Origin of the sequence: Candidatus Nitrosopumilus koreensis AR1 (assembly GCF_000299365.1) — an archaeon.
GTDB classification, from domain to species: Archaea; Thermoproteota; Nitrososphaeria; order Nitrososphaerales; family Nitrosopumilaceae; genus Nitrosopumilus; species Nitrosopumilus koreensis.
Window position 1 is genome coordinate 676,778 of record NC_018655.1, and the last position, 23,120, is coordinate 699,897.

Consider the following 23,120-nt stretch of genomic DNA (forward strand, 5'->3'; position numbering starts at 1 on the left):
GACAGAAAGATGACAAATGGATATGCAGAATTATTATGTTGTAAAAAATAAAAAACTTTACATTGAGGATAGATAATCATGCGGGGAAGCGTGTTTTGTTAAATTGGTTAAACGCTCCATACTTTTGTCTACATGTAAAACTTGATTTTCAGACTTGAGTTGTTTTGTATTTAACATGATGTGACATTTATCTTCAAGAATACTATCGAACGGCAAATAGATGATATTGCTTTAAAACAATCTAAAATTGTTTTAAATCTCCAATTGGAATAATTTCACTAACTCTAATCATAAAAAACTCGATATTATTATCAGTTATGATAAATATGCTTGTATTCAAATAATATTGTACAGTAAACAATTCCTGTCAGAAATTGAACTGAAAATCGAAGAGATGCCACAGGCCTATGTGGGTAAGGGAGTGGCCATCGTTGATCCAAAAATAATTGAAGAGAATAACTGGAAATCGGGACAGATTCTAGAACTGTCTGCAAATAAAAAAAGTCATGTAAAACTATGGTCTGGATTTCCAGAAGACTATGACAGCAATGTTATCCGCATAGATGGTTTGACTAGATACAACATCGGCGCAAGTATCGGGGAGAATCTTTCTCTCAAAGCAGTTGATGGGGAAGAAGCAGAACAAATTGTGTTATCCCCCATTGAAAAGATTCATGCCGAGGGATTGCATGAGTACATGTCTTCACTTTATCAAGGCCATATCTTTACCACAGGCGATACAGTGATAGTCAATACCCAGATGGGAAGTAAGATTCAGCTTGTTGTGACCAGCACAAAACCTGCAAAGCCTGTTTTTGTAACCGAGGATACAATATTCAAGTTAGGAAACATTACAAAATTAGATGATCCTTCCATACCAAGAATTACCTATGACGAGTTGGGCGGACTAAAAAATGAGATTCTAAAGATACGTGAAATGGTAGAGTTACCGATGAGGCATCCAGAATTGTTTGAGAAAATCGGCATATCCTCACCCAAAGGTGTTTTGTTGTATGGTCCTCCCGGAACTGGAAAGACGTTACTTGCGAAGGCAGTTGCAGGTGAGACAAATTCCCACTTTACATCACTTAGTGGTCCGGAAATCATGGCAAAGCATTATGGTGAAAGCGAGGAAAAACTGCGAGAAATTTTTACACAAGCTGAGGAAAATGCCCCTAGCATTATCTTCATTGATGAAATTGATTCAATTGCTCCAAAAAGAGAGGAGGTTTCAGGAGAATTGGAAAAACGCATTGTATCACAATTACTGACATTGATGGATGGAATGAAATCTCGTGGAAAAGTTGTAGTTATTGCTGCAACCAATAGACCAGATAGCATAGATCCTGCACTTCGAAGACCAGGCAGATTTGACAGGGAAATTGAAATCGGAATTCCTGATGAAGATGGAAGATTAGAAGTGTTAAACATCCACACACGTGGAATGCCTTTGGACAAAAAGGTAGATCTAAAGAAAATTTCTAAAACAACTCACGGATTTGTGGGGGCTGACCTGGAAGTTCTTTGTAAGGAGGCAGCAATGAGATCCCTTAGAAGAATTTTACCTGAGATTAATTTGGAAGAAGAAAAAGTTTCAAAGGAAGTGCTGCAAAAAATAAAGATAACTAGCAAGGATTTTACAGATGCATTAAAAGAAGTCAGGCCTTCTGCACTAAGGGAAGTTCTAGTTCAGATTCCAAATGTAAGTTGGGATGATGTAGGTGGATTGGACAAACTAAAGGAAGAACTGCGTGAGGCAATAGAGTGGCCATTAAAATACAAAGATGCTTTTGATTATGCACATGTAAAAACGCCAAAAGGGGTGCTGCTTTACGGTCCTCCGGGAACAGGAAAAACACTAATTGCAAAGGCAGTTGCGACAACAACTGAATCCAATTTTATCAGCATCAAGGGTCCTGAACTGCTATCCAAATGGGTTGGTGAATCTGAAAAGGGGGTAAGAGAGATTTTCAGAAAAGCACGTATGGCTGCCCCCTGTATAATTTTCTTTGATGAAATAGATGCACTTGTTCCAAAAAGAGGAAGTGGTGGTTCAGATTCACATGTCACAGAAAATGTTGTCTCCCAGATTCTAACTGAGATAGATGGGTTGGAGGAACTCAATAACGTATTGATAATTGGTGCAACAAACAGGCTGGACATTGTGGATCCAGCACTACTCAGGCCTGGCAGATTTGACAGGGTAATAGAAGTTCCAAACCCTGATGTTGCAGGAATAGAAATGATTCTCAAGATTCACACCAAAGACAAACCACTTGCTGAAGATGTCAATCTAAAGACCTTAGCAGAAATGTCAAAGGGATTCAGTGGAGCAGAAATCGAAGAGGTGTGCAATCGCGGAGCACTCTTGGGAGTTAAGAGATTTGTGGAAAACAAGGACAAAGACGTAAAGTCCATCAAAATAACTCAAAAGGATCTAGAATACTCGATAAACGAAATAAATAAGACAAAAAAGATTTGAGGTGTTTCTTGACTTGCTTTGCAAATATAAAATCACAAGCAAATGAATTGTGAAATATATGCTGTCCTGGGCATGACGAAATTCTGATATTCAAAACGGTTTTTACAACATCTTAATTAATTAGAAAATGGAGATCAGTGACATCTATGAATAAATCACATGTGTGCGAAAAATGTGGGAATAATTTTTCTAAAATAGTAGGGATCATAAACATTTCAAAATGCCCTCAATGCAAAGAAATTGGTTTTGACATGACAACCCCTAAAACAGGATTTGAGGATGATGGAGAATTTTTGAATGAAGAAGGATGATGATTGAAATGAAGGTTTTTGCTTCCGTATATGCCTAATTTGGTTTTACCTACAAACCTATTGACGGCACGTTCAGTTCAATTGACATGTATTAAACCAAGATAATGATTGATTTGTGACCTTTACTTGGATTCTAATCATTCAACTGGATAGTGAAAATGACAACTAGGACATATCCACCATTGAGTATCTGCCTCTCTAATCTTCTCACATAGAACGTGGCAATTCTTACAAAAGTGGCAATACAACCTAGTTCCTTACGGACTATCAAGTAAATGAACTAGGTTATTCTAAAAAAAGTACACTTGCCGTAGTAAATGACTTGATAGAAATTAAGGCCTTTTTTAAAATCTGAGTATTTTCTGGAAATCTATGTATGATCTAAACAATTAATGTAACTTTTATCAAAGTTAAGCATTCAAGTTTTGAATCTTTTCAATAATCTTAAGTTCCTGACAGTTTAGAACCTTGATTTTTCATTTTACGCCCTAAAAATGCAATAACCCAACCGATACCAATCAGTGCTGAACCAAATAGGATGTTCCATTCATAATACTTTACATACTCCTCTTCAAATCTAGGATCTTCTTGGAATTGTTCTTGTGGAATATCTGTTAGAAACAGAGCCCATATTGAAAAAACAACTATGAGCACACCCAATGCAAAAAATGCAATCATTACATACTTTGAAGCTCCACGAATCATGCATTCATACAAGAATTCCCCTATATGGAGTGTGGTGTCAATTCTAAACTCTTTTGAGAATAATCAATACGCTCAAGTTCTTAGAAAATGTAATCAATGTTATGGGATTTCTAGACAAATTCAAAAAAACTAAAGACACATCAATTGATTCTGAAAATAGGTCATCTGAGCAAGAAGAGATGAGAGACGAACAGTATCAACTTGAAAGAAAATTATGAAAGTGACGAAAATTATGAAGACTCTAAAGACTAGTTAATCATACTTAAGTTCATAAAAAAATACCTTTTAACGACAATGAACAAAATATGCCCTTGCAAGTGTGGATGTGAACGAAAAATATCCAATGTCTATTACGATACTTGTATCTTTTGTCTACTTGGAGAACATAAAAATGACTCAAACTCTTAATTTGTTCATTTCTTGTCCAATACTAGGTAAACAGTATTTGGTATGCAAGCCAACAATTTATGAAAAATTTAGGACAATATTTTTGAAGTAATTTGCAGAACTTAGGGTATTGATCCAAAAGTAATAATTCCTTTGATATCATTCGATATGTTCAATTTCAACAAAAAACGTATGTTCAAAATTGTTCGTTTTTTACTTTTACCGTGTCCAGAGTTCAAATTGTAATGAGAGCATTTTGTTGTGGGGATATAGTTAGATGATTTAAAATCATACCCACGTGGTAGGAGTTTTGAGTTATTTATGCAGATTTATCAACAGCTTCAGGAAATTTTAGCCAATAACACATTTCAGGATTATGGCATAATTGGATTATTTCTAAATTCTTTTTTGTCAGCTACTGCAATACCTTTACCTACTGAAATTCTGACTTCAGCTTTACTGATAGGTGGAGAAAATCAAATTCTAATTGGGATAGCATTAGTTTTGGGCTCTACAATCGGTGGAGTGTTGAATTATTTTATTGGGTTTGGTGGAAACACACTGATTACAAAATTCAAGAAAAAGAAAGATCAAAAGGAGGCTGAGCAGAAAAACAAAGACAATAAACTACTTGAAAAATTTGGCTGGAGTGCAGTATTTTTCGCATCTTGGATTCCAATTATTGGAGATTTCATTCTAATATCTGCTGGTGTAAAGAAAATGAACTTCACCAAGTTTTTCATTTTTATGGTCACAGGCAAGACTTTCAAAACTATTGCAGTGGTATCTGGATTGGGATTGATCTTTTAAAAAAGACATGTCAAAATTTCCAATATTTTTTGCATTTTTCACAAAACAGAATAGGTGTTAAGATTGGACTCTATTGGAAGATTCATAGTTTTTATGAATTATCAATGTGTCAAAACCCTCGTCTTTGTTGGGCGTTTCAAATTCCTTTAGTTGTTTGTTTATTGCAGCCAATGGAAAGGAATCACGTCTCCTTGTTCTTCTTTGTTCAATGATTCCTGACGAGGTATTCATAAAAACTCCAATCATTTTGGCGTTGTATTTTTTTGCCATATCGATATGCATTTTTCGAATGTCTTTTGTAATATTGGTATCATCAACAACTATGCTTTTGCCTTGCTTGAGGCATTGTTCAATGTAATTCATCTCTTTTTTTCTGTCGTTGTCAAAATAATAAAGTCGTATTTCCTCATGAGTAAAATTTGCTTTGACATAAGTGGTTTTCCCACTCAATGCAATACCTATCATAATGACATATTCCAAGCTCATTTCTTATCTTTTCTGATTTTTAATCAATATGACTGAACCAATTATTCTTGACAAATCATTTCTCAAAAGTGTAATTAATAGAATAATCCTTTGACAGGGGTTTCAGATGTTCTCCTGAGGGGATCCTATATAGAAGACATATACAAAATCTGCACTCCCATAACTTTCTGAATCTTGCCTCATTCCTTTGTCTAGAAAATATGATTCCACTTTGTCTGCATCATCTTTGGAATTGGCATCCCAATCCCTCCAACTATTTGGTTCTCCGCGTTTGGTTTTACTGTTTTCAGAATCATTTGTTCTACCTATCATCCATTTTGAGTAATTTCCATCTGATTGAGACTTTACAAGTTCTTCTATTTCAGAAATGATTTCTGAGGATTCCATGATTTTCTAGTGTCCCTCATCTTAAAAAAGAATGCCAATAAAACCATTCATGATAATTCAAGATGGATGTTTTGTCTTCTTTAATTCATTTATCTGGTATTCCAGATTTTTTTGAGTTATCTTGAGTGACTTTAAACGCTTAAGTTTGAATGACATTAGATAAGTAATATGATAGATGTAAAAGATTTGAGAGTGTGCGTTGATTGTGGAACCGTATACAATGAAAAATTTTCAAGAGGAACGTGCCCAAACTGTCATACCAATAATTATGAACAGGTATCTGCAGATAGCGGCGTGGGAAATTTAGACAGATAAACAGCCTTTGAAAAGATCGAATGGATAAAAAACAGATACGAGAAAACTTGTTCATCTATCAAAGACTCTGAATGATATTCTACTGACATCTGAAATTGCCCCCAAAAACAAGTCAATACTGCAAAAGCTCTCCCTACTCTGCATCCTAATTAACCTCAAACAATATGAAACTCTATAAGCAATATTGGCGTAAAGTTAGTAACGTAGTGGTGTGAGTTTGCATATCTGCAAGGAAGGACTGAATTGACTACTCAGCTACGTGCTGTTGTATTATGATTGGAATTTTATGTCTTTATATGCCAGTAGTGACTAAGTGAATTATATCGGAAAATATTTTTGCAAAATTCAAAGTAAGAAAAGAAAAGACACCAAAGGACGTTAACGCATTCAAAGAATCTGAAGAAACGAAATTAGTGAGGATAGAAAAATAAATGGCGTATCGCTGCAAGCATTGCAATTTTAGATGGGATGCATGGCAAGGCAATTTTCAAAAAGTATTAGATCATGAAAAAACCCATTTGAAAGACAAGAAAGTTCAGACGGCGGAGACAACAGGATAATGCAATGATTGCTATTGATGATTTGAGATCCTGTGAGAATTGTGGTAACGTGTTCTTGAAAAAAATAGGGGGCAAGATGACAAACAGATGTCCTGCATGTAATGTGTGGAAGAAGGAAACTATTTCCCAATGAGACTACACACATATTCATATCTCAAGAAATTACGGATTAGTTTTTAGTTACAAAATCGGTAGATTTGGAAATTCTGTGATCATAGAAAATATGACAACAAGGATCAATTAAAGAGAAATAAAGCACAACACGTCTAGAGCCGCTTAATATGCTTGGTCGGGTCTACAGTACTTATGAAGTACTGCCACAGTTGTTTAACTCCAATTAACAGATATTCAAAAGAAGAGTATTGTTTGATATGTCAAAGAAACAAAACCATCTCAGGTTAACTTGATTTCTACAATTTTTTCCTAAATGTTAAATCGTTATGATTGCAAATATCCTCAAACAGTATTGTACGACAAATGAGTTTTCTGATGAATCCTGGGCAAAGGAGTTTGGTTTCCAAGTAATTGTATCTGTATGATTTATGAGTGTGTATACTTGACCTGTTTTTGATTTATCATGTCTATCCAAAATAAAACACTAGAAAAATTCATGAAAGAGATGGTTGCAGATTTAACTGCAAAATTTCACGATGAGATTGTTTCATTTGTACTGTTTGGCTCTGCAACAACAGGCGAATGGATTCGTGGAAAATCCGACATTGACTGTATTGTAATTATAAAAAATAAAAAATTATGTAAAGATATTGAAACTTATCTAAGCAGTCTTTTGCTCACTCTTGATGCAAAATATGATCTAAAACTATCAGACACATGTACATCCTACAAAAAGACTGACAATCCTGCACTTGATCTAATCTTTAAGACTGAAAACAAGATGATGTTCGGTCAGCCGTTTTATGTGGTAGCAGAGGATCAGCTTGACCTGAAGGGATTTAAGATAAGAAAAAACCTCAAAGTGGAGATTGGAACCAGAACCATTGCGTCTCTTGGTCTGTTCTTGCAGAGAATAAAAAATACTGGAATTATTTTGTATGGACGTGACATACGAAAAGAAATACCAAAAACTGTTCCTACTCTTGAGAAGATAAAGGCATCATTTAATGCGATGTTGCTCTTGATGATGAGCTTTGTGATATTTCCATTCAGTTTTAACTCTGCATTCTCTCATGCAGTAAAGGCAAATTTCTGGGCATGTGATGACGTATTATTTGCATTAGACAAACCTCTGTCCACTACAAAACAGGAGATACTTGACATCTGTTCAATTTTTGGCAAGTCTGAGATTGATTCAGAGCATCTGCTAATGTCCTTGGAATACAAAAAAACTAAAGACAATATGAAACTCAGTAAGGGATTTGTTTTTGGATACATGATAAAGAGCACAAAATTCGTTTATGGGCTGTATGCTGTTGCTCTAAAAAAGATGTTGAGAAAATGAAATACTAGATTTTTTGAATGCTATGAGGCCCAAAATCTCAACAATCTCAAATGCAATTCCTTGACAAACGGTTCATAATTCTGACATATTTGTCGATAAAAGTAACAGAATAGTCAGCATTGGTTAATACTCTTAAATTCACATACTGTACATGGCAACAAAAAATAATCCAGGACGCATTTCAAAGTTTCTTACAAGAGCTGACAAAGCGATTGATGGTGGCATCAAAAAGGCTGATGAAATGTTAGATGAGGCAGTAGAGTTTGGGCATATGACCTATGATGGCGCAAAAAAGACACGTGATGAATCGAGACGAAGAGTAGCCAAGAAGGCTGCAAAGAAAACAGATGGAAAATAAACAATTAGATTTTCAAGTAGAAATTGTGATATTATCATGTTTTCAAGTCGCACTAAAATAATTGGGCAGAGTGGGGCAATAATTAGAAAAACGTCATAATCTGTTCTTGTTGTTTAATTTCTATTAACTGTGACAAATGTGTAAGTAAAAACAACATTCATGTCAGCGTGGCTTAATACACTATTTGCAATTATGTTAACAATGACAAAAACAAAACAAATTCCTAATAATCCAGACAGAGAGCCATTTCGTAAAATGCGTAACGATCGAGAAATTGGAAATGTTTCTAACCTTCCAAAAGATGCAATTGAAGGTTGTAGAAAAGACATGCAAATCGGAACTCTGTTGGATAAATGGAATGTAAGAACTGTTGAGGAACTGAAAAAAAAATTCAGAAAACAAAACAGACTCAAAAAATTTAATCAAAGATTAGATTAACATATGGAATTTACGCTTATCTGCGTCCATTTCTATCCCCAATTTGGTAGTAGTCCACGTGAAGTTGAATCGAATCATTTTCTTTTCCCATAATCGGTTCAGGCCTTTGCGGATTTCATACAAAACACCAGAAGGACTTTTCAATGACTGGGATTGACTTTCATAGAGTATGGTGATATTGTATGTACATAATTGTCAGCGTCACTTAATATCTTATTTTATGAAATAATGTTGTGACCTGCAAATATTGCGGAAAAGATTTTTACCATCGTGCTAGTACTTACTGTTCAACTGATTGCGCAATTAACGGACAAGATGCTGTCCTTTGAATAATTCCAACACCAGATCAAATCTAATTAACAGACAAAAAATTTTATGTATTTCTGTATTGTTTGTTTTCATATTAGGTATTCCTTCCATACCTAGTTCGTATGCTGATCATGCTAATGTTAATGTGAATATCGCAAAAGGATCTTCAGCATCAGGATGTGAGGAAAAAAATGAGTGATAATTTTTGTAGAAGTATATGCGGATACTATGATGCAAAGGCAGAATTTCGAAATTCACAAAGCAACATATTCAGAAAGTACTGCCCCACATGTGAACTAGAACTAGTTTCCAGATATTCTAACTGTCCTTGTTGTCATCAATCATTTGATTAATTCTCAGATTCAAAATTCTAGAATTTTCAAAAATAGATACTTTCTAACTATTAGATGACAAAATTTGGAACCGAAATAGAACTTCATAGATACGAATCCGGTCGAATCCAATCATCTATGATTCGTAAAATCTAGTTTAATTTTGGTTAATTAGGTTAACCCCGTTAATTTTCATAAACATAGTTGTTTGGCATCTCTGTAAATATTACATTGACAATTATGTATGTACCATAAACAAATCTGTATTTGAAACATACGCTAGTGTAAGCGCAGGTTAATACTGATTAGTATACACATTTACTATGATTAAAAATAATGTTTTAAAATATTTTGCAATATCTGTATTACTTCTTTCATCTTTGACTATGTTTCAAAACAATAGTAGTTTTGCAGCAACATCTCTGGATCTTGGAACATCTGCCAACTTTGGTGTCTTGGGTTCCTCAACGGTAACCAATGACCCAACATTAGGCACTGGTACAACCATCACAGGAGATCTTGGATTAAGCCCCGGTACAGCGATTACTGGCTTCTATGGTGCTAATGAAAATGGTGGTCCAGGAATTGTAACAGGAACGACACACCAAGCTGATGCAACAGCAGCCAAAGCTCAAGCTGATGCGCTTGACGCATTTAACGAACTTGCAGCCAAGAGTTGTGACACCTTTGCTCCTTGGCCTGGTGGAGGCGGAATAGAAATGAATGCATTAACACTTGTACCTGGAGTTTACTGTTCTACTTCATCACTTACTTTAGCAACAGGTGGAACACTTACTCTTGATGGTCCCGGAGTTTACATCTTCAAGGCTGCCAGTAAACTAACCACTTTTTCAGATTCTAATATAATCTTGACCAACGGCGCAACAGCTGATAACGTATTTTGGTATGTAGGTACTTCTGCAACTCTTGCATCCCCAACCACAGGTTCTGGAAATACGTCTGTATTCTCAGGAACTGTAATTTCTTCAGCAGCAATCTCGCAAACCGGCGGTGACGCTGACACTCTCTTGGATATAGACGGCAGATTAATTTCACTAAACGCAGGAGTTACATTTGCATCTACTGCGCATATCACAGTTCCAGCAGATATTACTCCACCAACTGACACCACTGACAATACAACAACTAAAACCACTGACAATACAACAACTACAACCAATGACGATACAACAACTAAAACCCCTGACAATACAACAACTAAAACCCCTGACAATACAACAACTAAAACCCCTGACAATACAACAACTAAAACCACTGACAATACAACAACTAAAACCACTGACAATACAACAACTAAAACCACTGACAATACAACAACTGATCCTTACAAATCTAAACAACCAGATCTTAAACTGGTATCACCTTACTTGCAAAGCAATACATTGAAGGATTTTCGTACAACACAACAAACAACTGAAACCATCACATCTTCCAGCGGAAGTTCTGGCTCTGCTGTAGGTTCTACAACATTAGATGAAGAGTATGTTTTACCTAAGCCTGGAACTACTCCTGACTCATTTGCATATGGATTCAAAAAAGCATTTGAAGGGTTAGACTTGGCATTTACATTTAATCAAAACGATAAAGTTGCAAAACATCTGAAATTTGCAGAACTACGACTGAGTGAAACAAATGCAGTAGTTCAAAAAGGAATGCCTGAACTAGTTAATGGTCTAACAAATGACTATGAAAAACAAGTATCTGATGCAAACAAAATTGCAGACTCTGCATCAAAAGCTGCAGACAAGGCATCTTTAACTGAAGATATAATGTCTGCATCATCCAACCATGTAGAAGTTCTAACTGAACTCAAAGATACACTTCCAGAACAAGCACAATTAAGAATCCAAGTGATAATTGATAATTCTAAAAAAGACATTGGTATTGCAATGAAAGAACTCTCAAACTATGCTAATGCTATGGAAAAATCAAAAGAAATGAAACAAACAGCTGAAGATCGCAAACCATAATCTAATTTTTAAAATTAGACTTTTCATGCATACTTGCATCCACTTTTAACCCAATAATGGTGGCAGTCCCCGTGGAGTTGAATCAAACAAATTCTTTTCCCAAGAAAGGTTCAAGCCTCTAAGGATTCGTACATTGGATTAGGACTCTTTATGACTGATTGATTTGAAGAAATAGATAATGAAAACCATTTTCTTGATAATTATTGTAGGGCTTATCATTTTATCATCTGTTATTTTTGTTGCAATTTGGAATAGTATCCCTAAAGAATGTGATGATAAATGCAAACATGAACGGAGAGCAATAGAAGCCGGCAAAATAGTTACTGGCTCATATGAATTAGAAAAGCCATTGTGTTTGGGAGGTAGGGGCATGATATTAAATGAAGATTGTGAGATAATTGGGAAATATGATGTCTCGACAGGAATGCCAATAGTTGAAAACAAAGAACAGTATTCAATTGAAATAACTGGATTGAATAAGATTTATCGTATAGGGGAACAATATGATTTCTCATATGTCATAACAGGATATGGATATTCATGCGGTAGTAAAGACGTCACTTTTCCTGATCAAAATGGAGAACTTGTGACAATTAGTTCAAGTGGATTATGTGCGGCAGATGTGCCTATGAAGAATTTTGTCTTTGATATTCAAAAAGAGAGAGGTACAACATACGGTCATGTTGGATTAAAAAATCCTGGAACCTATAATGTCACTGTTACTTTTGATAGACCAAGTCGGGATTCTCCAACAACTGCCATCAAAGAATTCCGTGTACCTCCACCAAATTCTTGGTATAACAATCAACTCAGAGATGCTGATCTTCAAACCGTTAAAGACAGTTGTGTAAATGACTCTCCAAAAGAAAGAATGACAAATGCATTAAGATATACAAATGAAACTCATGTTTTTTTGAATCTAGGGTGTGAGTGGAAAAAAATTGGAAAGTTTATGGGCGAATAGAAAATGAATACGAATCTTCTTTTGGCATTATCTGTGGTAGTGGTTGGAATAATCCTAATTTCGATAAACTATGAATCAATTTCAAATTTCTACACATATTCTGTGCCTCTAAAAGACTATACAGTATCAAAGTACTCTGATATTTCAAAAACCTTCCAAGGCATGCTTGATGATGATTCTGAATGTTTTACAACGTTAAATGGAAACCTGTTTTGTTATCTTAACCCAGTCAGATTCAATGATGATGGCTCTTCGGCATCTTTTGTAAAAGGTGAAAATGGAATAGAAGGAGAGATTCATTTTGATCCTGTTGATGTTGGTGCAACGTATTTTCTAATGCTTGATATGACTCTGGTTTCCGATAACAAGGCAATGATTACGTTTGCAGACAAGGATTACAGAATCGGCAACAGTCAGGAAACATTCTATGAGGTAGATGACAAGTTTGAGTTTTCTGCAACTGTTGAGAAATTTGATACGTTTATCTCGCATTGTAGCAACTATGAAGGGACAAAAATAACCATAGTGCAATACCTTGGAATCAGAGAGATTAACGGGAATGATTATTTTCTGACATGGCACACATCTGCAGACTCGGAGCAAGGGATTGCATGTGATTACCCTCAAATTATTCAACACAGTCTTGATTATAATTTTAGGGAGTTATAGAAAATGAAAACTAGAAACAAAATATTACTTGGTGTAGGTATCGTTATTGCAATAATTGTATTACTCTCTTCATTAATGGCATATTTTAACAAAAATGGAACGATTCTTGAATCCGATTACAATAATGATCCTAGTAGAGTATTAGCTCATTGTGCCCAACAAAAATATGGTGAAGAAAATGACTGGAAAACTCCTGATGGAAAGAATTTTGCTGTGACCTCAATTGGATTATTTGCCATGAATGAAACTCATTATATTGACAACAATCTTTGCACTTGGATAGAAAGACCTTCTGGATTAAACACTATGTTGTCTGGAGACGAATTAAAATTCTACAAGCAAAAACTAGCAAAGGATAAAGATGAATCAAAATCTTGTCCTGATGGACAAAATTACAACGAAATCCTGTTCAAATGTGTGGTTTCTTGTGAAGATGATCTAGTTTACAATGGTTATACTGATTCATGTACTACTGAATTTGAATTAAAGTATCATGGATTCTGTGATGATGAGTTTACATATGATCCGTTATCTCATATCTGTTATTCTGATGATGGTACTTTGCAGACTCCTCTAAAGGATCCGCCAAGAACTGCTCCTCCAGAACCTGAATGTTCAATTCAATGCTTAGTTTATGATCCTGTTTGCGGAGTAGATGGAATTACTTATGCTTGTGGGATAGAAGATGCTGCATGTCATGGAGTTAAAGTCAAACATGATGGAGAATGTTCAGATTCAAAATTAGGCACAGAATAAGTCTAGTTGTTTAATTTGCGTCCATTTCTATCCCCAATTTGGTAGTTAAGTCCCCGTGGGGTTGAATCTCAAATTACTTTTACAACATATTGTTAACAAAAAAATAATTATTTAAAATGGAATGTCAATAAGCGCATTTGAATTTGCATTGCACTGTATACTGATAGATTAAGTACGAATTCTAAAATCACAAAATCATGGAACCTGTAAAAGTAAAGTTTGACTGGGATAAACCATCACTAATTGAAAACAACGGTCACAATCAAGGTGAATGGGGACAAAAACCAAAAACCAGAATAACTGCATACAAAATGAGTTGGGAATAGATATCATTTTAGATGATTCTCTGTTCATGAAATAGAGGGTAACTGGGCAAGTTTTCTAAAAAATGAATGTCTGTGTAAACGGATATTAGAAATAAAACAACAATACAAATGCGTGAATAAAACATCCTCTATTGCAGTTTTTGCTGCAGTTGTTATCTGCATTGCAGCTATAGTCGCTGTGACCCTATTTTCTGATACTTTTGTGGCTACAAATGCCGCTGATACCGTATTCTTTACGCTGCAAGGTGATGATTCTATAGGTAACCTTGATGGCAAGACATTCCAAGCAGGACCCAAGATGACGTATGTCTCCATTTCACAGGATGGGAATCTAATCCTGGCCACAAGTAGTGGAAGTGACACTGTATTTGCATATGATTCAGATGGAAACAAGCTAGCAGAGATTCCGGTTGGAAAAACCCCAAAGGGTGTAAAGATTCATCCAACACAGGACCTTGCCTTTGTCGCAAATGAGAATTCTGGCACAATCAGTGTCATTGATCTTCAAACCCTAGAATCAATCAAAGATATACCTGTTGGAAAAATTCCTCACAATATTGTTTTTCATCCAAATGGTATAACTGCATATGTTACAATTCAAGGCGGTGATGAAGTTGCAATAATTGACATTTCATCATTGACTAAAACAAATGCCATTCCTGTTGGAGCATTGCCTCATAATCTGGACATAACTCTTGATGGCAAATTCCTGTTTGTGACCAATATTGGAACAAACGATGTTGCAGTAATTGATTTGAATAGTAATGAAATCATCAAAAGAATTCCTGTAAGTACAGGACATCATGGAATTGACATCCCTCCTTTTGGCAACAAAATCTTTGTCTCTGGAATAGGTGATGACAAGGTAAATGTGATTGATGCATCTTCTCTTGAGTTAATCAAACAAATTCAAGTGGGAAAAGGCCCTCATGGATTAAGATCTGATCAAAATGCAAATTTTGTTTATGTCAGTGTATCTCAGACAAATGAAATTGTAGTTATTGATGTGAATAGTCTTGAGATATCAGATAGAATATCTCCTGGCAAGACTCCCTTTTGGGTTGCAATTCCAGGGAACCCCTAGTTTACAATCTTTGTAACGAATTTAACCTAGCCACGATTACATTTACTAAAATATGAAATTCATACTATTACTAGTATGATTGTATAGAAAGATCTTTTAATTGATTAATTGTGGTTTTTTGCATGATAGATTACTACAAGTATCTAAAATGTCCAAAGTGTAAAGAGTCTGGGCTGTATTGTGCTACTCATAGAAGAGAAGTAGAAGAGATGCTTGAGAAAGAAGAACAGATTAGCTCATAGAAGCATTATTTCCAAAATATACTTGTCAGCCTCTAAATTCTTTAATAGTTGACCTACTAATAATAGGTTGACCTAGATACAATGAGTCAGTCTGAGCCCAAACTAGAAAGCCACGAGCGTGAACGTGTACTGTTAGAGACTATCAAAGAGAATCCAGAGGCACACCATAATGCACTCCTAAAACTAGTCGTTCCAAAATTCATGGCAAAAACCACCTTTGAGAAAACCAGAGACTCTCTAATTGAAAAGGAAATCGTCTCTGTGACTATGAAAAGCAACATGAAGTTCTACCATTTGACTGAAGACTATGAACACAAGTCATCTCAGCATATAGAGCAAACAACAAACAGTTCATTTCATCATGTAAAATCCCTGATCAGAAGATTGGACACGGATTTTCCTCACAAAGACATTGATGAGAAAATCAATTTTACAAACTTGCTTCTAAAAGAACTGCTCCAAACAGATAACGGCTTTACAATATTGGATTCTCTCAAAAACCCAAACAAAACACTGTATCGAGACGAACACCTGACCATTCAGCAGCTAATCTACAAGGTTTTTGAGGCAATCAGAAAAGACAAGGATTCTGAACTGTTGCTTCCAACAATAATTAGCTATTTGGGAGTAGTTGTCCTAAAAGATTCTGTGGATAGTCTCTAGTTATTTATTCAGGTTCGATTCAGGATATCTTGTGGGATTACTATACACAAAATTTTACATGGATTTTGATGAAAATGACTGGGACCAAATATCAAATGACCCCATAATCTTTCAGACCAAAAATGACGATGTATCCCTGGAGATAGAAGATGCATCTCGCAACTTTTACAAACTGCGTTTCAAAAAAGGCGGCAAACTTCAGATGTTTCGAGTGACTGGAAGATTTCGCCTGACTTGGAATGATGAAGATGTGCTTGACTAAAAATATAACTGGCTTTTTTTGAAAAATATTCCATGTCATTAGATGAACAAGTTTCTAAAATCTTGGAAAATTTTGAAAACACATCTTCAAGTGAAATTGTTGATGTTTTAAAGCAAATTCAGCCTCAATTTAAGAGCAATTTGACATCTGAATACCTTGATGGAAAAATCCAGAAAATTTTAGATGCTGCAGATGAATCTGAAAAAATGAAGCAATGCAAAGCATTGACTCCATATCTTGATTGGTATCTGCAAGGATTGTAAAATTATTCTGAATACTCTTTTATTTTTGCAATTGCATTCTTGATTATTGGCAAATCATTTTTTGCCTCTACCATGTCTCCGACCAATTTGACAAAATACTCGTGTCCTGTGTCTTGAGCTTTTTGAATGTCAGACTCGTAGCACATTAGCGCTTTCTCAAAAAATGGTACCTCGTCACTTAGTGCTTTTACTTGCTGAATATCATTAATACTGTTTTCAATTTTCTTTACCACTTCATCGATTTTTGGAACTGTTTTCATTGCTTGTTGATTCAAAACTGATGCAAACATCGCAGCAGAATCTTTTAACTCCGGACTGTTTGCAATGGTTCTTAGTCTTTTTCGATAATGTGTTAATGATTTTAGGACTATTTCATATCCTCCCCCATCTTTTAGAAATATTGCACCTGTCCATACTTTTTCTGCCATTAAAAATTACTAATCTTGGTGCAATAATTAAGTTGCCACCAGCATATGATCTACTTTGAAAATCAATCACATTCTATGGTTCAAAACTTTCTTTGATTGGTGGCTGACTTCTGTTAATAAGATATAGCAAGACTCCTGCCACTATCACGCCGATTCCAGATAATCCTACAAACGTTCCAATGTTTTTGATCAGTCTTAAGAGAGGCTCTACTTGGCCCAATTCTATTGAATAAAACATGATCAATCCGGCAATAAACATGCCCCCACCTACGATGATCATTAGAATCCCTGGTTTCATAGTCTGGTGTGGATTTTCTAATTAATAAATCACCTAAAATTTATGCATGTGTAAATTTTTTTAAAAAGTTATTTTTACTAGACTAGAACAAAACTAACAAAAGGCGAATGGCATGCAGCAGTTGACTCTATCCCAAACAATAGAAAATGTACAAGCCTTAATTGATTCTGGGGATGGGGATCCTGGAAGATTATCCTATATCCTTGAATGTCTGAAAGGCAATCGTCCTTTGTATCATTCCGATCAAAATTATTTAGAAAAAAACTAGATTCATCATTTAGTCTTGAAGAAGACAAAGAAGAACCTGAAACTCACAATGATGTTTTGCCAAAAATTCAAGAACTAATCAATTCTGGAATTGGAGATTCTGGCAGGTTGCAACATATTTTTGATATGATTGCAAGCAACAAAACACTATACCACTCTGATGCATTATACTTGGAGGCAAAACTAAACGAGTCTGTTTCTCCAGAACCATCAACACTTCCAAGTGAACCACCTAAACCAAAACCATCAACACTTCCAAAAGAACCACCTAAACCAGAACCAAAACCATCAGTTAGAGGAAGTCTGCCAAAGGGATGGAATGCAAACAATTCTGTTGAGATTGAACAAATCTCAAAAAACATTCGCGATGAGGAAGAAAAAATCGAAAAACAAAAACTGCTTTCAAGTGAAATTAATATACATCGTTCAAAATTAGCTCAACTACAGTCTCACAGAAAAGAATACGAGCAAAAAGTAACTCAGGAAAAAGCAACTCTTGAAGCTCAAATTCAAGAAGAACGACTCAAAATTGAAACCCAAACAAAACTTTCTGAAGAAATCATCTCCCAGAAAGAAGAGTTGGCAAAAGTGAAAAAAGAACGTACACAAATACTCAAAAATATCGATTCTGAAAAATCAAAAATTTCAAAAGAACTAGCAAAACAAAAAAGACAATTGGCCCAAGCCCAATTAGAGCAAGAAAAACTCGAAAAACAGGTTCAAACTGAACAATCACTGCTAGCCAAGATGATTGAAGAGCAAAAATTACGTCTACTTGAGCAAGCAACCATTGCAAATCAAATCAAGTCAAAACAAAGCGAGTTGGAGCAAACCAAGAAAGATTACGAGTATATTGTTTCCCAGGTAAAAGAAGAAAAAGCAAAATTTGCAGAATCTGAGAAACTAAAAAATCTGATAAAATCCCAAGAAGAAGATCTAATCAAATCAAAAGAAGCTAGACTCAACCTGATAAACACCATATCCAAAGAAAAAGAATTGATTACCAAAAAGACAAACGAGGAAAAAGAACGCCTAAAATCCCAACAAAACATAGCAAAGCAACTCAAAAAAGAAGAAAAAGACTATGAATCTCTCAAAAAGAAACGTGAAAAAATAGAACAGCAAATCAAATTAAAAAATAAAAAATTAAAAGAAAAACAACAAAAACTAAAGCAACAAATTTCAGAAAAAAACAAGAAACTAAAGTCTCTTGGTACAAAGACTACAAAATCTACCAAGACTGCCAAAAAATCTACTAAGAAAACTGCAACAAAAACTACAAAATCATCTTAGCTTTACTGTGATTTCCTCACCATTTCCTATTGGTGATGTTATGGTTCGAACATTTTGATTTGCATGTATGTGCTGTGAATATTTCTTCATCTCCTCTCTGTATTTTTCAGGATATAGCATGTTATCAGTAATAATTACTCCGCCAATTGAGACTAGTGGCAAAATCATATCAAAATATTCTATGGCGTTTTCCTTATCTGCATCAATTAATACAAAATCAAAAAAATTCTTGTATTTTTCTTGCAAACTAAGTTTTCTCAATACCTCCATGGCCAAACCTTCCTCAATTGTTATGACCTCTGAAACACCTGCTTTTTGAAAATTCTCCTTTGCCCTTTTGATTTTTACTGGATTTTGCTCTATTGTTATGATGCTGCCTCCATTTTCTATAATGGCTTCTGCACACCATATTGTGGAGTAGCCAACTGACATCCCAACTTCGAGCATGTTTTTGGCATTTTTCATCCTGATTATCATGTTGAGCAGCTCGCCAGTCTCTTTTGTTATTGCCAGCATTCTCTCATTTGGAGCAACATCGACTTTTCTTGATTTTTCTAATGATGATTGTCTTTCTAGTTCTTCTAGAACCTCAAACACGGGACTGGTCATTTTTTCTATATGTTAAGAAACCCTGTTCATGTATTAGTTATTCTAAGATCGTGCATTATTTTTATTAGATTATATTTGCCCGATAATTTTTGCTGTGTAATGGCAGCAAAGAAAGTCGATCTGCTTGAAATTGTTCAAAAAATCATTAACTTGGACTCTAAAATGAGATTTGCAGCAATAATTGATTCTAAAGGTGACATTCGAGAGGCAATTATGAAAACAGGCAAGACAAGTCTCAAATCTCAAAAAGAGGAAGAGCATTTTTGCAAACAAGTAGCCCAAAGACGTGCCATGAGAAAAGAGTTTGATAGATCACTTGGCAAGGTACGATACGTCCATGTTGAAAGAGAAAAGGTGTCTCAAATGGTAGTGTATGCAAAAAGAAACATCGTCTACTTCACAATGGAGCCTGAAATGCCAATTAATACAAAGATTAGATTAATCACAAAAATCAAAAAGTTCACAGCAGACCTCTAGCTGTTCTGGTTTCTTCAAGTCTCATGACTTTTCAAAAATATCTTGGCGATTCAAAGATGTTTGAATACGATAAGCATTACAGGGACTGTCAGCAGCTAGACAAACCATTCATCAAGGCAAAGATAAATCCGCAGCATGGAAACTATTTTGTACAAATTGATTTGATGCCATGTCACTACAAATTCTCAAAAAATGATGAGGAGAAAATCAAAAAAACAATAGAGTCTGAAAATGATTTTCTAAAGTCAAATTCTGAGCCACAAATGCAGGGGTTTAGTATTACTTCTGAGCTTGCATGGTTTGATGGCATTTCAGTCAAACATCTTGATTCTTTTTGCAATTACCTTTATGATTTGACTCAGGATGTCTAAAATCTGATCAAATTCTTTAGTATCTTATCTATGACTTTGAGTTCCTGCCTTCTTTCTTTGATTGTGGTTTCGTTCCATTTTTTTGCAAACTCTGATTTTTGATCCAGTTTTTCTAGTTCGCTGATGTATTTTATGAGGTGTATCTTGTATTCGTGTAGCAAATCCAAGTGTTTGTTGTGATTTTTTTCTGTAGGTGTTGGCATCTCATTCCTCAATGTCTGGAAACATTTCCTTGATTCTTATTTTGTCTTTTTCCATGGCCTCTATTCTTTTTTCAAGATGATTCTTAATAACTGGGTCTTCTTCACCTTTCATCTCACTTTTGAGATTTGAGATTGTTTTTGTCAATGATCTATAATATGTAATGTGATTTTTCTTTGATTCTTCTGATGTGTCTTCCTTTTTTACATCCATAATCTCGGTCTATTTCTTGCAAGTCAAGTATTTGTTGCTTATCCTTTTCTTACAAATTGAATGCAAAAATCACATGAATTTTGAATTTTTCAGGATGTAATTTACACTAATATTGAAATGCTGTTCAGTAATATTATGAAAATTCTTGTAGATGAAAATCTAGATGGAATGGATGAGCGTCTCAAAGCACATGGATATGACGCATATAGCGTACGAAAACTGCAAAGAGAAGGAAAAAAGCTTGGTTCTGATTATTCCATAATTAACTATGCCCGAGAAAACGACATGATCATCGTAACCAAAGACACTGAATTTCGTAAAGCCAGCGAAGAAAACGACTTTCCTCTGGTACTACTTGATGATGAAGAGATTCTCAAAGTTATTGTAGAAAAACTAAAAAATTTTAGTTGATGTTTTTTACATCAATATGCGAAATTCTCAAGTTTGCCATAACTTCATTAAGAAACACGTCTTCAGGCTGACGTGAGATGTTTGTCATGATTGCTTGCCAGCAGTCATCTATTTTCCTATTGATTTGAGAAAACATCTTGTCTTTTCTAAACGTGGGGTAAAACGACAATAGTTTCATGACTCCGTCAGTTGACTGGACTATCTGTATGATGTGGATGATTGCCCTCAATCTCTCTTGAAATGAAAACTTTTCACTCTTGCTAACTGTTTCAAAATTATTAATCTCACCATAAATCGTGTTTACCTCTTTATGCAGACTTTTTAGTTGCTTGTTTACTGATTCGTAGAGATCAACTAACTCGTACTCGATATGTGCTCTGCTGTATACCTGTTTTTCAATATCTCCTGATTCTACCAGTGCACTGATTTCTCTGTATACTGTCTTTTCATTTCCAACCTTTGCTATCACTCTCTTTGCAAGTTCAGTACCTCTGGTCTTTCCGTTTTCATTTAGAATCCTAATGATCTCTGTTCTGATAATCTCTGAATTTTTGTCCATCTATTTTCCCTGATATTTCTCTATGACCTTTTTTTCGCCCATCTCACTAATCTCTTTTGCTAACTGCTCTAAGATCTCAATTCCTTTTTTGATTGGTTCTTTTGGAAGATTTTTTGTGCTCTAGTTTTTGTTTTAGGACCAGTTTCTCATTATTTACAAAACTAAGTAAACTCACCTTTTGACCCATGTTCAGATTAATGAAAAAATCTACATATTCTGAAGCGCTTCCAATCCCCATTATTGACTGGTTTTTTCTTCTTGTATTTGTTTGAAGCCTATTGAATTAGGTTAAATAATTTCATGATTCTATTATTGTGTGGATAAATGTGACAGACGTGTTCGTGCGTACAAGAACGGCAAGACACTTGAGCAATGCAAAGAAGCTGCAGAATCTCTGAACCCTGGTTTCAAAGAGCAGATTGAAAAAAACGGCCAAGTTTTGTGGACTGAAATCTTGGAGCAGGTAGATCATGATGAGTTGGTCTACAAGTTTACGCTCAAATTCCTCAGACGCGACGGATATGATATTGGAAATTGGAAACGCCCTCGTGTCCAAAAGTTCAATCATTGGTTTACATGAAATTCTCTTAACTAGATTTTACAGCTACCATCTGGATTGCGTAGTTTTTTTGCCATGATGTATGGTGTAACCAACAATATTGGTATTGATATTGCAATTAGTAGTGTCTGCAGTTGTGTCAGTGCAATAGATAGTGCAATTCCGCTGGCAGTCCCAATGAACACTGAGAAAAACGTACCAGCACATGTTGGACATGCAATAAATGCACCTGCAATTGCACCAATGCCACTCATGCCAGTCCCTTTCTTAGAAATTGTGTATGCAGTAATTGCAATTGATGTGTTTAGTGCAACCAAATATGATACGACTATTTGGAGAACCAGGTTTATTGGAATTATCTGCAATCCTACGTGGTCTGTAAGGTATATGATAATTTTTGGCATGTATCCAATGTCTCCACAACATGGGGCAACAAACCCTGATGGAATCTCTGCACCATAATGAAATGAAAAACTCACCTCTGGCTGATACACCAATGTTCCAGATACTAGAGAAAAGAATATTCCGTATCCCACAAATGTTGCAAGAAATATCTTTCTTGATTTTGTATTCCATGTGACTATTGCAATAATTGTTGAAAGATCTTTTCCGTTGCTTTCTGTTTTGCCTTTGTGATACCTGTACAGTCCAATTCCAATTGCACCAAATGATGCAAGCAATGTAATGTAAAACCCATAAGCTATTCTTTGAATGGAGTCAATTGCACTTGGTGTTAGCAACTCTGGGTCTTGATATCTTCCATAAATGACAAATAACAATGCGATTGTGACAAATCCTAAAACAATCAGTTTTTTGCCTTTGTTGATTGAATTTGTCTTCATGATCTTTTGCTTTTGCTATGAAATTAATTCCTA

At 35.2% G+C, this 23,120-nt stretch carries 31 protein-coding genes; 21 read left to right on the forward strand and 10 right to left on the reverse strand.

The window, feature by feature from the left end; translation table 11 throughout:
• The first annotated feature begins 364 nt into the window (after positions 1-364).
• Together NKOR_RS03995 and NKOR_RS09975 are read left to right on the forward strand one after the other, a co-directional pair.
• The gene (locus NKOR_RS03995; RefSeq protein ID WP_026089962.1) at positions 365-2,482 is read left to right on the forward strand and encodes a CDC48 family AAA ATPase; all 2,118 of its coding nucleotides are present in this window, start codon (positions 365-367) and stop codon (positions 2,480-2,482) included.
• Between the two features lie 146 nt (positions 2,483-2,628).
• Positions 2,629-2,793: a hypothetical protein gene (locus NKOR_RS09975; RefSeq protein WP_014963083.1), complete on the forward strand. Its 165-nt coding sequence runs from the start codon at positions 2,629-2,631 to the stop codon at positions 2,791-2,793.
• Between the two features lie 444 nt (positions 2,794-3,237).
• Here the strand turns inward: NKOR_RS09975 and NKOR_RS04000 are convergent, their stop codons facing one another.
• A complete protein-coding gene (locus NKOR_RS04000; protein ID WP_232212263.1) occupies positions 3,238-3,510 on the reverse strand; it encodes a hypothetical protein in 273 nt (90 codons plus the stop codon).
• A 696-nt stretch (positions 3,511-4,206) separates the two neighbouring features.
• Between NKOR_RS04000 and NKOR_RS04005 the strand changes: the two genes are divergently transcribed.
• Positions 4,207-4,695: a YqaA family protein gene (locus NKOR_RS04005; protein WP_014963085.1), complete on the forward strand. Its 489-nt coding sequence runs from the start codon at positions 4,207-4,209 to the stop codon at positions 4,693-4,695.
• 57 nt (positions 4,696-4,752) lie between these two features.
• Here NKOR_RS04005 and NKOR_RS04010 read toward each other — a convergent pair whose 3' ends face one another.
• Entirely contained in the window at positions 4,753-5,160 is a 408-nt protein-coding gene (locus tag NKOR_RS04010; protein ID WP_014963086.1) for an AAA family ATPase, read from the reverse strand.
• 123 nt (positions 5,161-5,283) lie between these two features.
• Positions 5,284-5,568, reverse strand: a complete 285-nt coding sequence (locus tag NKOR_RS04015; protein ID WP_014963087.1) for a hypothetical protein — start codon at positions 5,566-5,568, stop codon at positions 5,284-5,286.
• 168 nt (positions 5,569-5,736) lie between these two features.
• Here NKOR_RS04015 and NKOR_RS09980 point away from each other — a divergent pair, with 168 nt between their 5' ends.
• The 13 genes from NKOR_RS09980 to NKOR_RS04080 all read left to right on the forward strand — a co-directional run bounded on the left by NKOR_RS09980 (position 5,737) and on the right by NKOR_RS04080 (position 16,559).
• Complete coding sequence (locus NKOR_RS09980; protein WP_014963088.1) at positions 5,737-5,883, forward strand: hypothetical protein; 147 nt, start codon at positions 5,737-5,739, stop codon at positions 5,881-5,883.
• A 1,137-nt stretch (positions 5,884-7,020) separates the two neighbouring features.
• Positions 7,021-7,902, forward strand: coding sequence for a nucleotidyltransferase domain-containing protein (locus NKOR_RS04020; protein ID WP_014963089.1), 882 nt, complete (start codon positions 7,021-7,023; stop codon positions 7,900-7,902).
• Between the two features lie 151 nt (positions 7,903-8,053).
• The gene (locus tag NKOR_RS04025; protein ID WP_014963090.1) at positions 8,054-8,260 is read left to right on the forward strand and encodes a hypothetical protein; all 207 of its coding nucleotides are present in this window, start codon (positions 8,054-8,056) and stop codon (positions 8,258-8,260) included.
• A gap of 201 nt (positions 8,261-8,461) precedes the next feature.
• The gene (locus NKOR_RS04030; RefSeq protein WP_232203038.1) at positions 8,462-8,698 is read left to right on the forward strand and encodes a hypothetical protein; all 237 of its coding nucleotides are present in this window, start codon (positions 8,462-8,464) and stop codon (positions 8,696-8,698) included.
• A 964-nt stretch (positions 8,699-9,662) separates the two neighbouring features.
• The gene (locus tag NKOR_RS09985; protein WP_014963092.1) at positions 9,663-11,330 is read left to right on the forward strand and encodes an ice-binding family protein; all 1,668 of its coding nucleotides are present in this window, start codon (positions 9,663-9,665) and stop codon (positions 11,328-11,330) included.
• Between the two features lie 178 nt (positions 11,331-11,508).
• Entirely contained in the window at positions 11,509-12,294 is a 786-nt protein-coding gene (locus NKOR_RS04050) for a hypothetical protein (RefSeq protein WP_014963093.1), read from the forward strand.
• Between the two features lie 3 nt (positions 12,295-12,297).
• Complete coding sequence (locus NKOR_RS04055; RefSeq protein ID WP_014963094.1) at positions 12,298-12,963, forward strand: hypothetical protein; 666 nt, start codon at positions 12,298-12,300, stop codon at positions 12,961-12,963.
• Positions 12,964-12,966: 3 nt separating this feature from the next.
• Positions 12,967-13,719, forward strand: coding sequence for a Kazal-type serine protease inhibitor family protein (locus NKOR_RS04060; RefSeq protein WP_014963095.1), 753 nt, complete (start codon positions 12,967-12,969; stop codon positions 13,717-13,719).
• A gap of 197 nt (positions 13,720-13,916) precedes the next feature.
• Positions 13,917-14,045, forward strand: coding sequence for a hypothetical protein (locus NKOR_RS10545; RefSeq protein WP_016939339.1), 129 nt, complete (start codon positions 13,917-13,919; stop codon positions 14,043-14,045).
• Between the two features lie 112 nt (positions 14,046-14,157).
• Positions 14,158-15,129: a YVTN family beta-propeller repeat protein gene (locus NKOR_RS04065; protein ID WP_014963096.1), complete on the forward strand. Its 972-nt coding sequence runs from the start codon at positions 14,158-14,160 to the stop codon at positions 15,127-15,129.
• Between the two features lie 323 nt (positions 15,130-15,452).
• Positions 15,453-16,034 (forward strand): hypothetical protein, encoded by a 582-nt coding sequence (locus NKOR_RS04070; protein WP_014963097.1) that lies wholly within the window; start codon positions 15,453-15,455, stop codon positions 16,032-16,034.
• Positions 16,035-16,092: 58 nt separating this feature from the next.
• Positions 16,093-16,296 (forward strand): hypothetical protein, encoded by a 204-nt coding sequence (locus tag NKOR_RS04075; protein WP_016939341.1) that lies wholly within the window; start codon positions 16,093-16,095, stop codon positions 16,294-16,296.
• A gap of 32 nt (positions 16,297-16,328) precedes the next feature.
• Complete coding sequence (locus NKOR_RS04080) at positions 16,329-16,559, forward strand: hypothetical protein (protein WP_014963099.1); 231 nt, start codon at positions 16,329-16,331, stop codon at positions 16,557-16,559.
• Positions 16,560-16,561: 2 nt separating this feature from the next.
• Here the strand turns inward: NKOR_RS04080 and NKOR_RS04085 are convergent, their stop codons facing one another.
• A complete protein-coding gene (locus NKOR_RS04085) occupies positions 16,562-16,987 on the reverse strand; it encodes a hypothetical protein (RefSeq protein ID WP_014963100.1) in 426 nt (141 codons plus the stop codon).
• 73 nt (positions 16,988-17,060) lie between these two features.
• Positions 17,061-17,285 carry a hypothetical protein gene (locus NKOR_RS04090; protein ID WP_014963101.1) on the reverse strand — a complete coding sequence of 75 codons (225 nt, stop codon included), beginning with the start codon at positions 17,283-17,285 and terminating at the stop codon, positions 17,061-17,063.
• Between the two features lie 207 nt (positions 17,286-17,492).
• On the opposite strand from NKOR_RS04090, the gene NKOR_RS04095 reads away from it, so the two are divergent.
• On the forward strand, positions 17,493-18,845 hold the full coding sequence (locus NKOR_RS04095) for a coiled-coil domain-containing protein (RefSeq protein WP_014963102.1): 1,353 nt from the start codon (positions 17,493-17,495) through the stop codon (positions 18,843-18,845).
• Here the strand turns inward: NKOR_RS04095 and NKOR_RS04100 are convergent.
• The gene (locus tag NKOR_RS04100) at positions 18,837-19,454 is read right to left on the reverse strand and encodes an O-methyltransferase (protein ID WP_026089963.1); all 618 of its coding nucleotides are present in this window, start codon (positions 19,452-19,454) and stop codon (positions 18,837-18,839) included. The genes NKOR_RS04095 and NKOR_RS04100 overlap by 9 nt on opposite strands.
• Before the next feature lie 99 nt (positions 19,455-19,553).
• Here NKOR_RS04100 and NKOR_RS04105 point away from each other — a divergent pair, with 99 nt between their 5' ends.
• Positions 19,554-19,931: a DUF6659 family protein gene (locus tag NKOR_RS04105; protein WP_014963104.1), complete on the forward strand. Its 378-nt coding sequence runs from the start codon at positions 19,554-19,556 to the stop codon at positions 19,929-19,931.
• Positions 19,932-19,954: 23 nt separating this feature from the next.
• On the forward strand, positions 19,955-20,302 hold the full coding sequence (locus NKOR_RS04110) for a hypothetical protein (RefSeq protein WP_014963105.1): 348 nt from the start codon (positions 19,955-19,957) through the stop codon (positions 20,300-20,302).
• Here NKOR_RS04110 and NKOR_RS04115 read toward each other — a convergent pair.
• A complete protein-coding gene (locus NKOR_RS04115) occupies positions 20,299-20,505 on the reverse strand; it encodes a hypothetical protein (RefSeq protein ID WP_014963106.1) in 207 nt (68 codons plus the stop codon). The genes NKOR_RS04110 and NKOR_RS04115 overlap by 4 nt on opposite strands.
• A 1-nt stretch (position 20,506) precedes the next feature.
• A complete protein-coding gene (locus NKOR_RS04120) occupies positions 20,507-20,716 on the reverse strand; it encodes a hypothetical protein (protein ID WP_014963107.1) in 210 nt (69 codons plus the stop codon).
• A gap of 135 nt (positions 20,717-20,851) precedes the next feature.
• Between NKOR_RS04120 and NKOR_RS04125 the strand changes: the two genes are divergently transcribed.
• Positions 20,852-21,127, forward strand: a complete 276-nt coding sequence (locus NKOR_RS04125) for a DUF5615 family PIN-like protein (RefSeq protein WP_014963108.1) — start codon at positions 20,852-20,854, stop codon at positions 21,125-21,127.
• Here the strand turns inward: NKOR_RS04125 and NKOR_RS04130 are convergent.
• Complete coding sequence (locus NKOR_RS04130; RefSeq protein ID WP_014963109.1) at positions 21,120-21,686, reverse strand: hypothetical protein; 567 nt, start codon at positions 21,684-21,686, stop codon at positions 21,120-21,122. The two genes, NKOR_RS04125 and NKOR_RS04130, sit on opposite strands and share 8 nt — an antisense overlap.
• 316 nt (positions 21,687-22,002) lie before the next feature.
• On the opposite strand from NKOR_RS04130, the gene NKOR_RS04140 reads away from it, so the two are divergent.
• A complete protein-coding gene (locus tag NKOR_RS04140) occupies positions 22,003-22,266 on the forward strand; it encodes a hypothetical protein (RefSeq protein WP_014963111.1) in 264 nt (87 codons plus the stop codon).
• An 11-nt stretch (positions 22,267-22,277) separates the two neighbouring features.
• Here NKOR_RS04140 and NKOR_RS04145 read toward each other — a convergent pair whose 3' ends face one another.
• Complete coding sequence (locus NKOR_RS04145) at positions 22,278-23,087, reverse strand: hypothetical protein (RefSeq protein ID WP_014963112.1); 810 nt, start codon at positions 23,085-23,087, stop codon at positions 22,278-22,280.
• Positions 23,088-23,120 lie beyond the last annotated feature (33 nt).

Bases quoted from the DNA above. Each gene is read 5' to 3' on its own strand.
- NKOR_RS09975 (WP_014963083.1), top strand. From the start codon at position 2,629: ATGAATAAATCACATGTGTGCGAAAAATGTGGGAATAATTTTTCTAAA.
- NKOR_RS04005 (WP_014963085.1), top strand. From the start codon at position 4,207: ATGCAGATTTATCAACAGCTTCAGGAAATTTTAGCCAATAACACATTT.
- NKOR_RS04010 (WP_014963086.1), bottom strand. From the start codon at position 5,160: ATGATAGGTATTGCATTGAGTGGGAAAACCACTTATGTCAAAGCAAAT.
- NKOR_RS04015 (WP_014963087.1), bottom strand. From the start codon at position 5,568: ATGGAATCCTCAGAAATCATTTCTGAAATAGAAGAACTTGTAAAGTCT.
- NKOR_RS09980 (WP_014963088.1), top strand. From the start codon at position 5,737: ATGATAGATGTAAAAGATTTGAGAGTGTGCGTTGATTGTGGAACCGTA.
- NKOR_RS04020 (WP_014963089.1), top strand. From the start codon at position 7,021: ATGTCTATCCAAAATAAAACACTAGAAAAATTCATGAAAGAGATGGTT.
- NKOR_RS04025 (WP_014963090.1), top strand. From the start codon at position 8,054: ATGGCAACAAAAAATAATCCAGGACGCATTTCAAAGTTTCTTACAAGA.
- NKOR_RS04030 (WP_232203038.1), top strand. From the start codon at position 8,462: ATGACAAAAACAAAACAAATTCCTAATAATCCAGACAGAGAGCCATTT.
- NKOR_RS09985 (WP_014963092.1), top strand. From the start codon at position 9,663: ATGATTAAAAATAATGTTTTAAAATATTTTGCAATATCTGTATTACTT.
- NKOR_RS04050 (WP_014963093.1), top strand. From the start codon at position 11,509: ATGAAAACCATTTTCTTGATAATTATTGTAGGGCTTATCATTTTATCA.
- NKOR_RS04055 (WP_014963094.1), top strand. From the start codon at position 12,298: ATGAATACGAATCTTCTTTTGGCATTATCTGTGGTAGTGGTTGGAATA.
- NKOR_RS04060 (WP_014963095.1), top strand. From the start codon at position 12,967: ATGAAAACTAGAAACAAAATATTACTTGGTGTAGGTATCGTTATTGCA.
- NKOR_RS10545 (WP_016939339.1), top strand. From the start codon at position 13,917: ATGGAACCTGTAAAAGTAAAGTTTGACTGGGATAAACCATCACTAATT.
- NKOR_RS04070 (WP_014963097.1), top strand. From the start codon at position 15,453: ATGAGTCAGTCTGAGCCCAAACTAGAAAGCCACGAGCGTGAACGTGTA.
- NKOR_RS04075 (WP_016939341.1), top strand. From the start codon at position 16,093: ATGGATTTTGATGAAAATGACTGGGACCAAATATCAAATGACCCCATA.
- NKOR_RS04080 (WP_014963099.1), top strand. From the start codon at position 16,329: ATGTCATTAGATGAACAAGTTTCTAAAATCTTGGAAAATTTTGAAAAC.
- NKOR_RS04085 (WP_014963100.1), bottom strand. From the start codon at position 16,987: ATGGCAGAAAAAGTATGGACAGGTGCAATATTTCTAAAAGATGGGGGA.
- NKOR_RS04090 (WP_014963101.1), bottom strand. From the start codon at position 17,285: ATGAAACCAGGGATTCTAATGATCATCGTAGGTGGGGGCATGTTTATT.
- NKOR_RS04095 (WP_014963102.1), top strand. From the start codon at position 17,493: ATGTCTGAAAGGCAATCGTCCTTTGTATCATTCCGATCAAAATTATTT.
- NKOR_RS04100 (WP_026089963.1), bottom strand. From the start codon at position 19,454: ATGACCAGTCCCGTGTTTGAGGTTCTAGAAGAACTAGAAAGACAATCA.
- NKOR_RS04105 (WP_014963104.1), top strand. From the start codon at position 19,554: ATGGCAGCAAAGAAAGTCGATCTGCTTGAAATTGTTCAAAAAATCATT.
- NKOR_RS04110 (WP_014963105.1), top strand. From the start codon at position 19,955: ATGACTTTTCAAAAATATCTTGGCGATTCAAAGATGTTTGAATACGAT.
- NKOR_RS04115 (WP_014963106.1), bottom strand. From the start codon at position 20,505: ATGCCAACACCTACAGAAAAAAATCACAACAAACACTTGGATTTGCTA.
- NKOR_RS04120 (WP_014963107.1), bottom strand. From the start codon at position 20,716: ATGGATGTAAAAAAGGAAGACACATCAGAAGAATCAAAGAAAAATCAC.
- NKOR_RS04125 (WP_014963108.1), top strand. From the start codon at position 20,852: ATGAAAATTCTTGTAGATGAAAATCTAGATGGAATGGATGAGCGTCTC.
- NKOR_RS04130 (WP_014963109.1), bottom strand. From the start codon at position 21,686: ATGGACAAAAATTCAGAGATTATCAGAACAGAGATCATTAGGATTCTA.
- NKOR_RS04145 (WP_014963112.1), bottom strand. From the start codon at position 23,087: ATGAAGACAAATTCAATCAACAAAGGCAAAAAACTGATTGTTTTAGGA.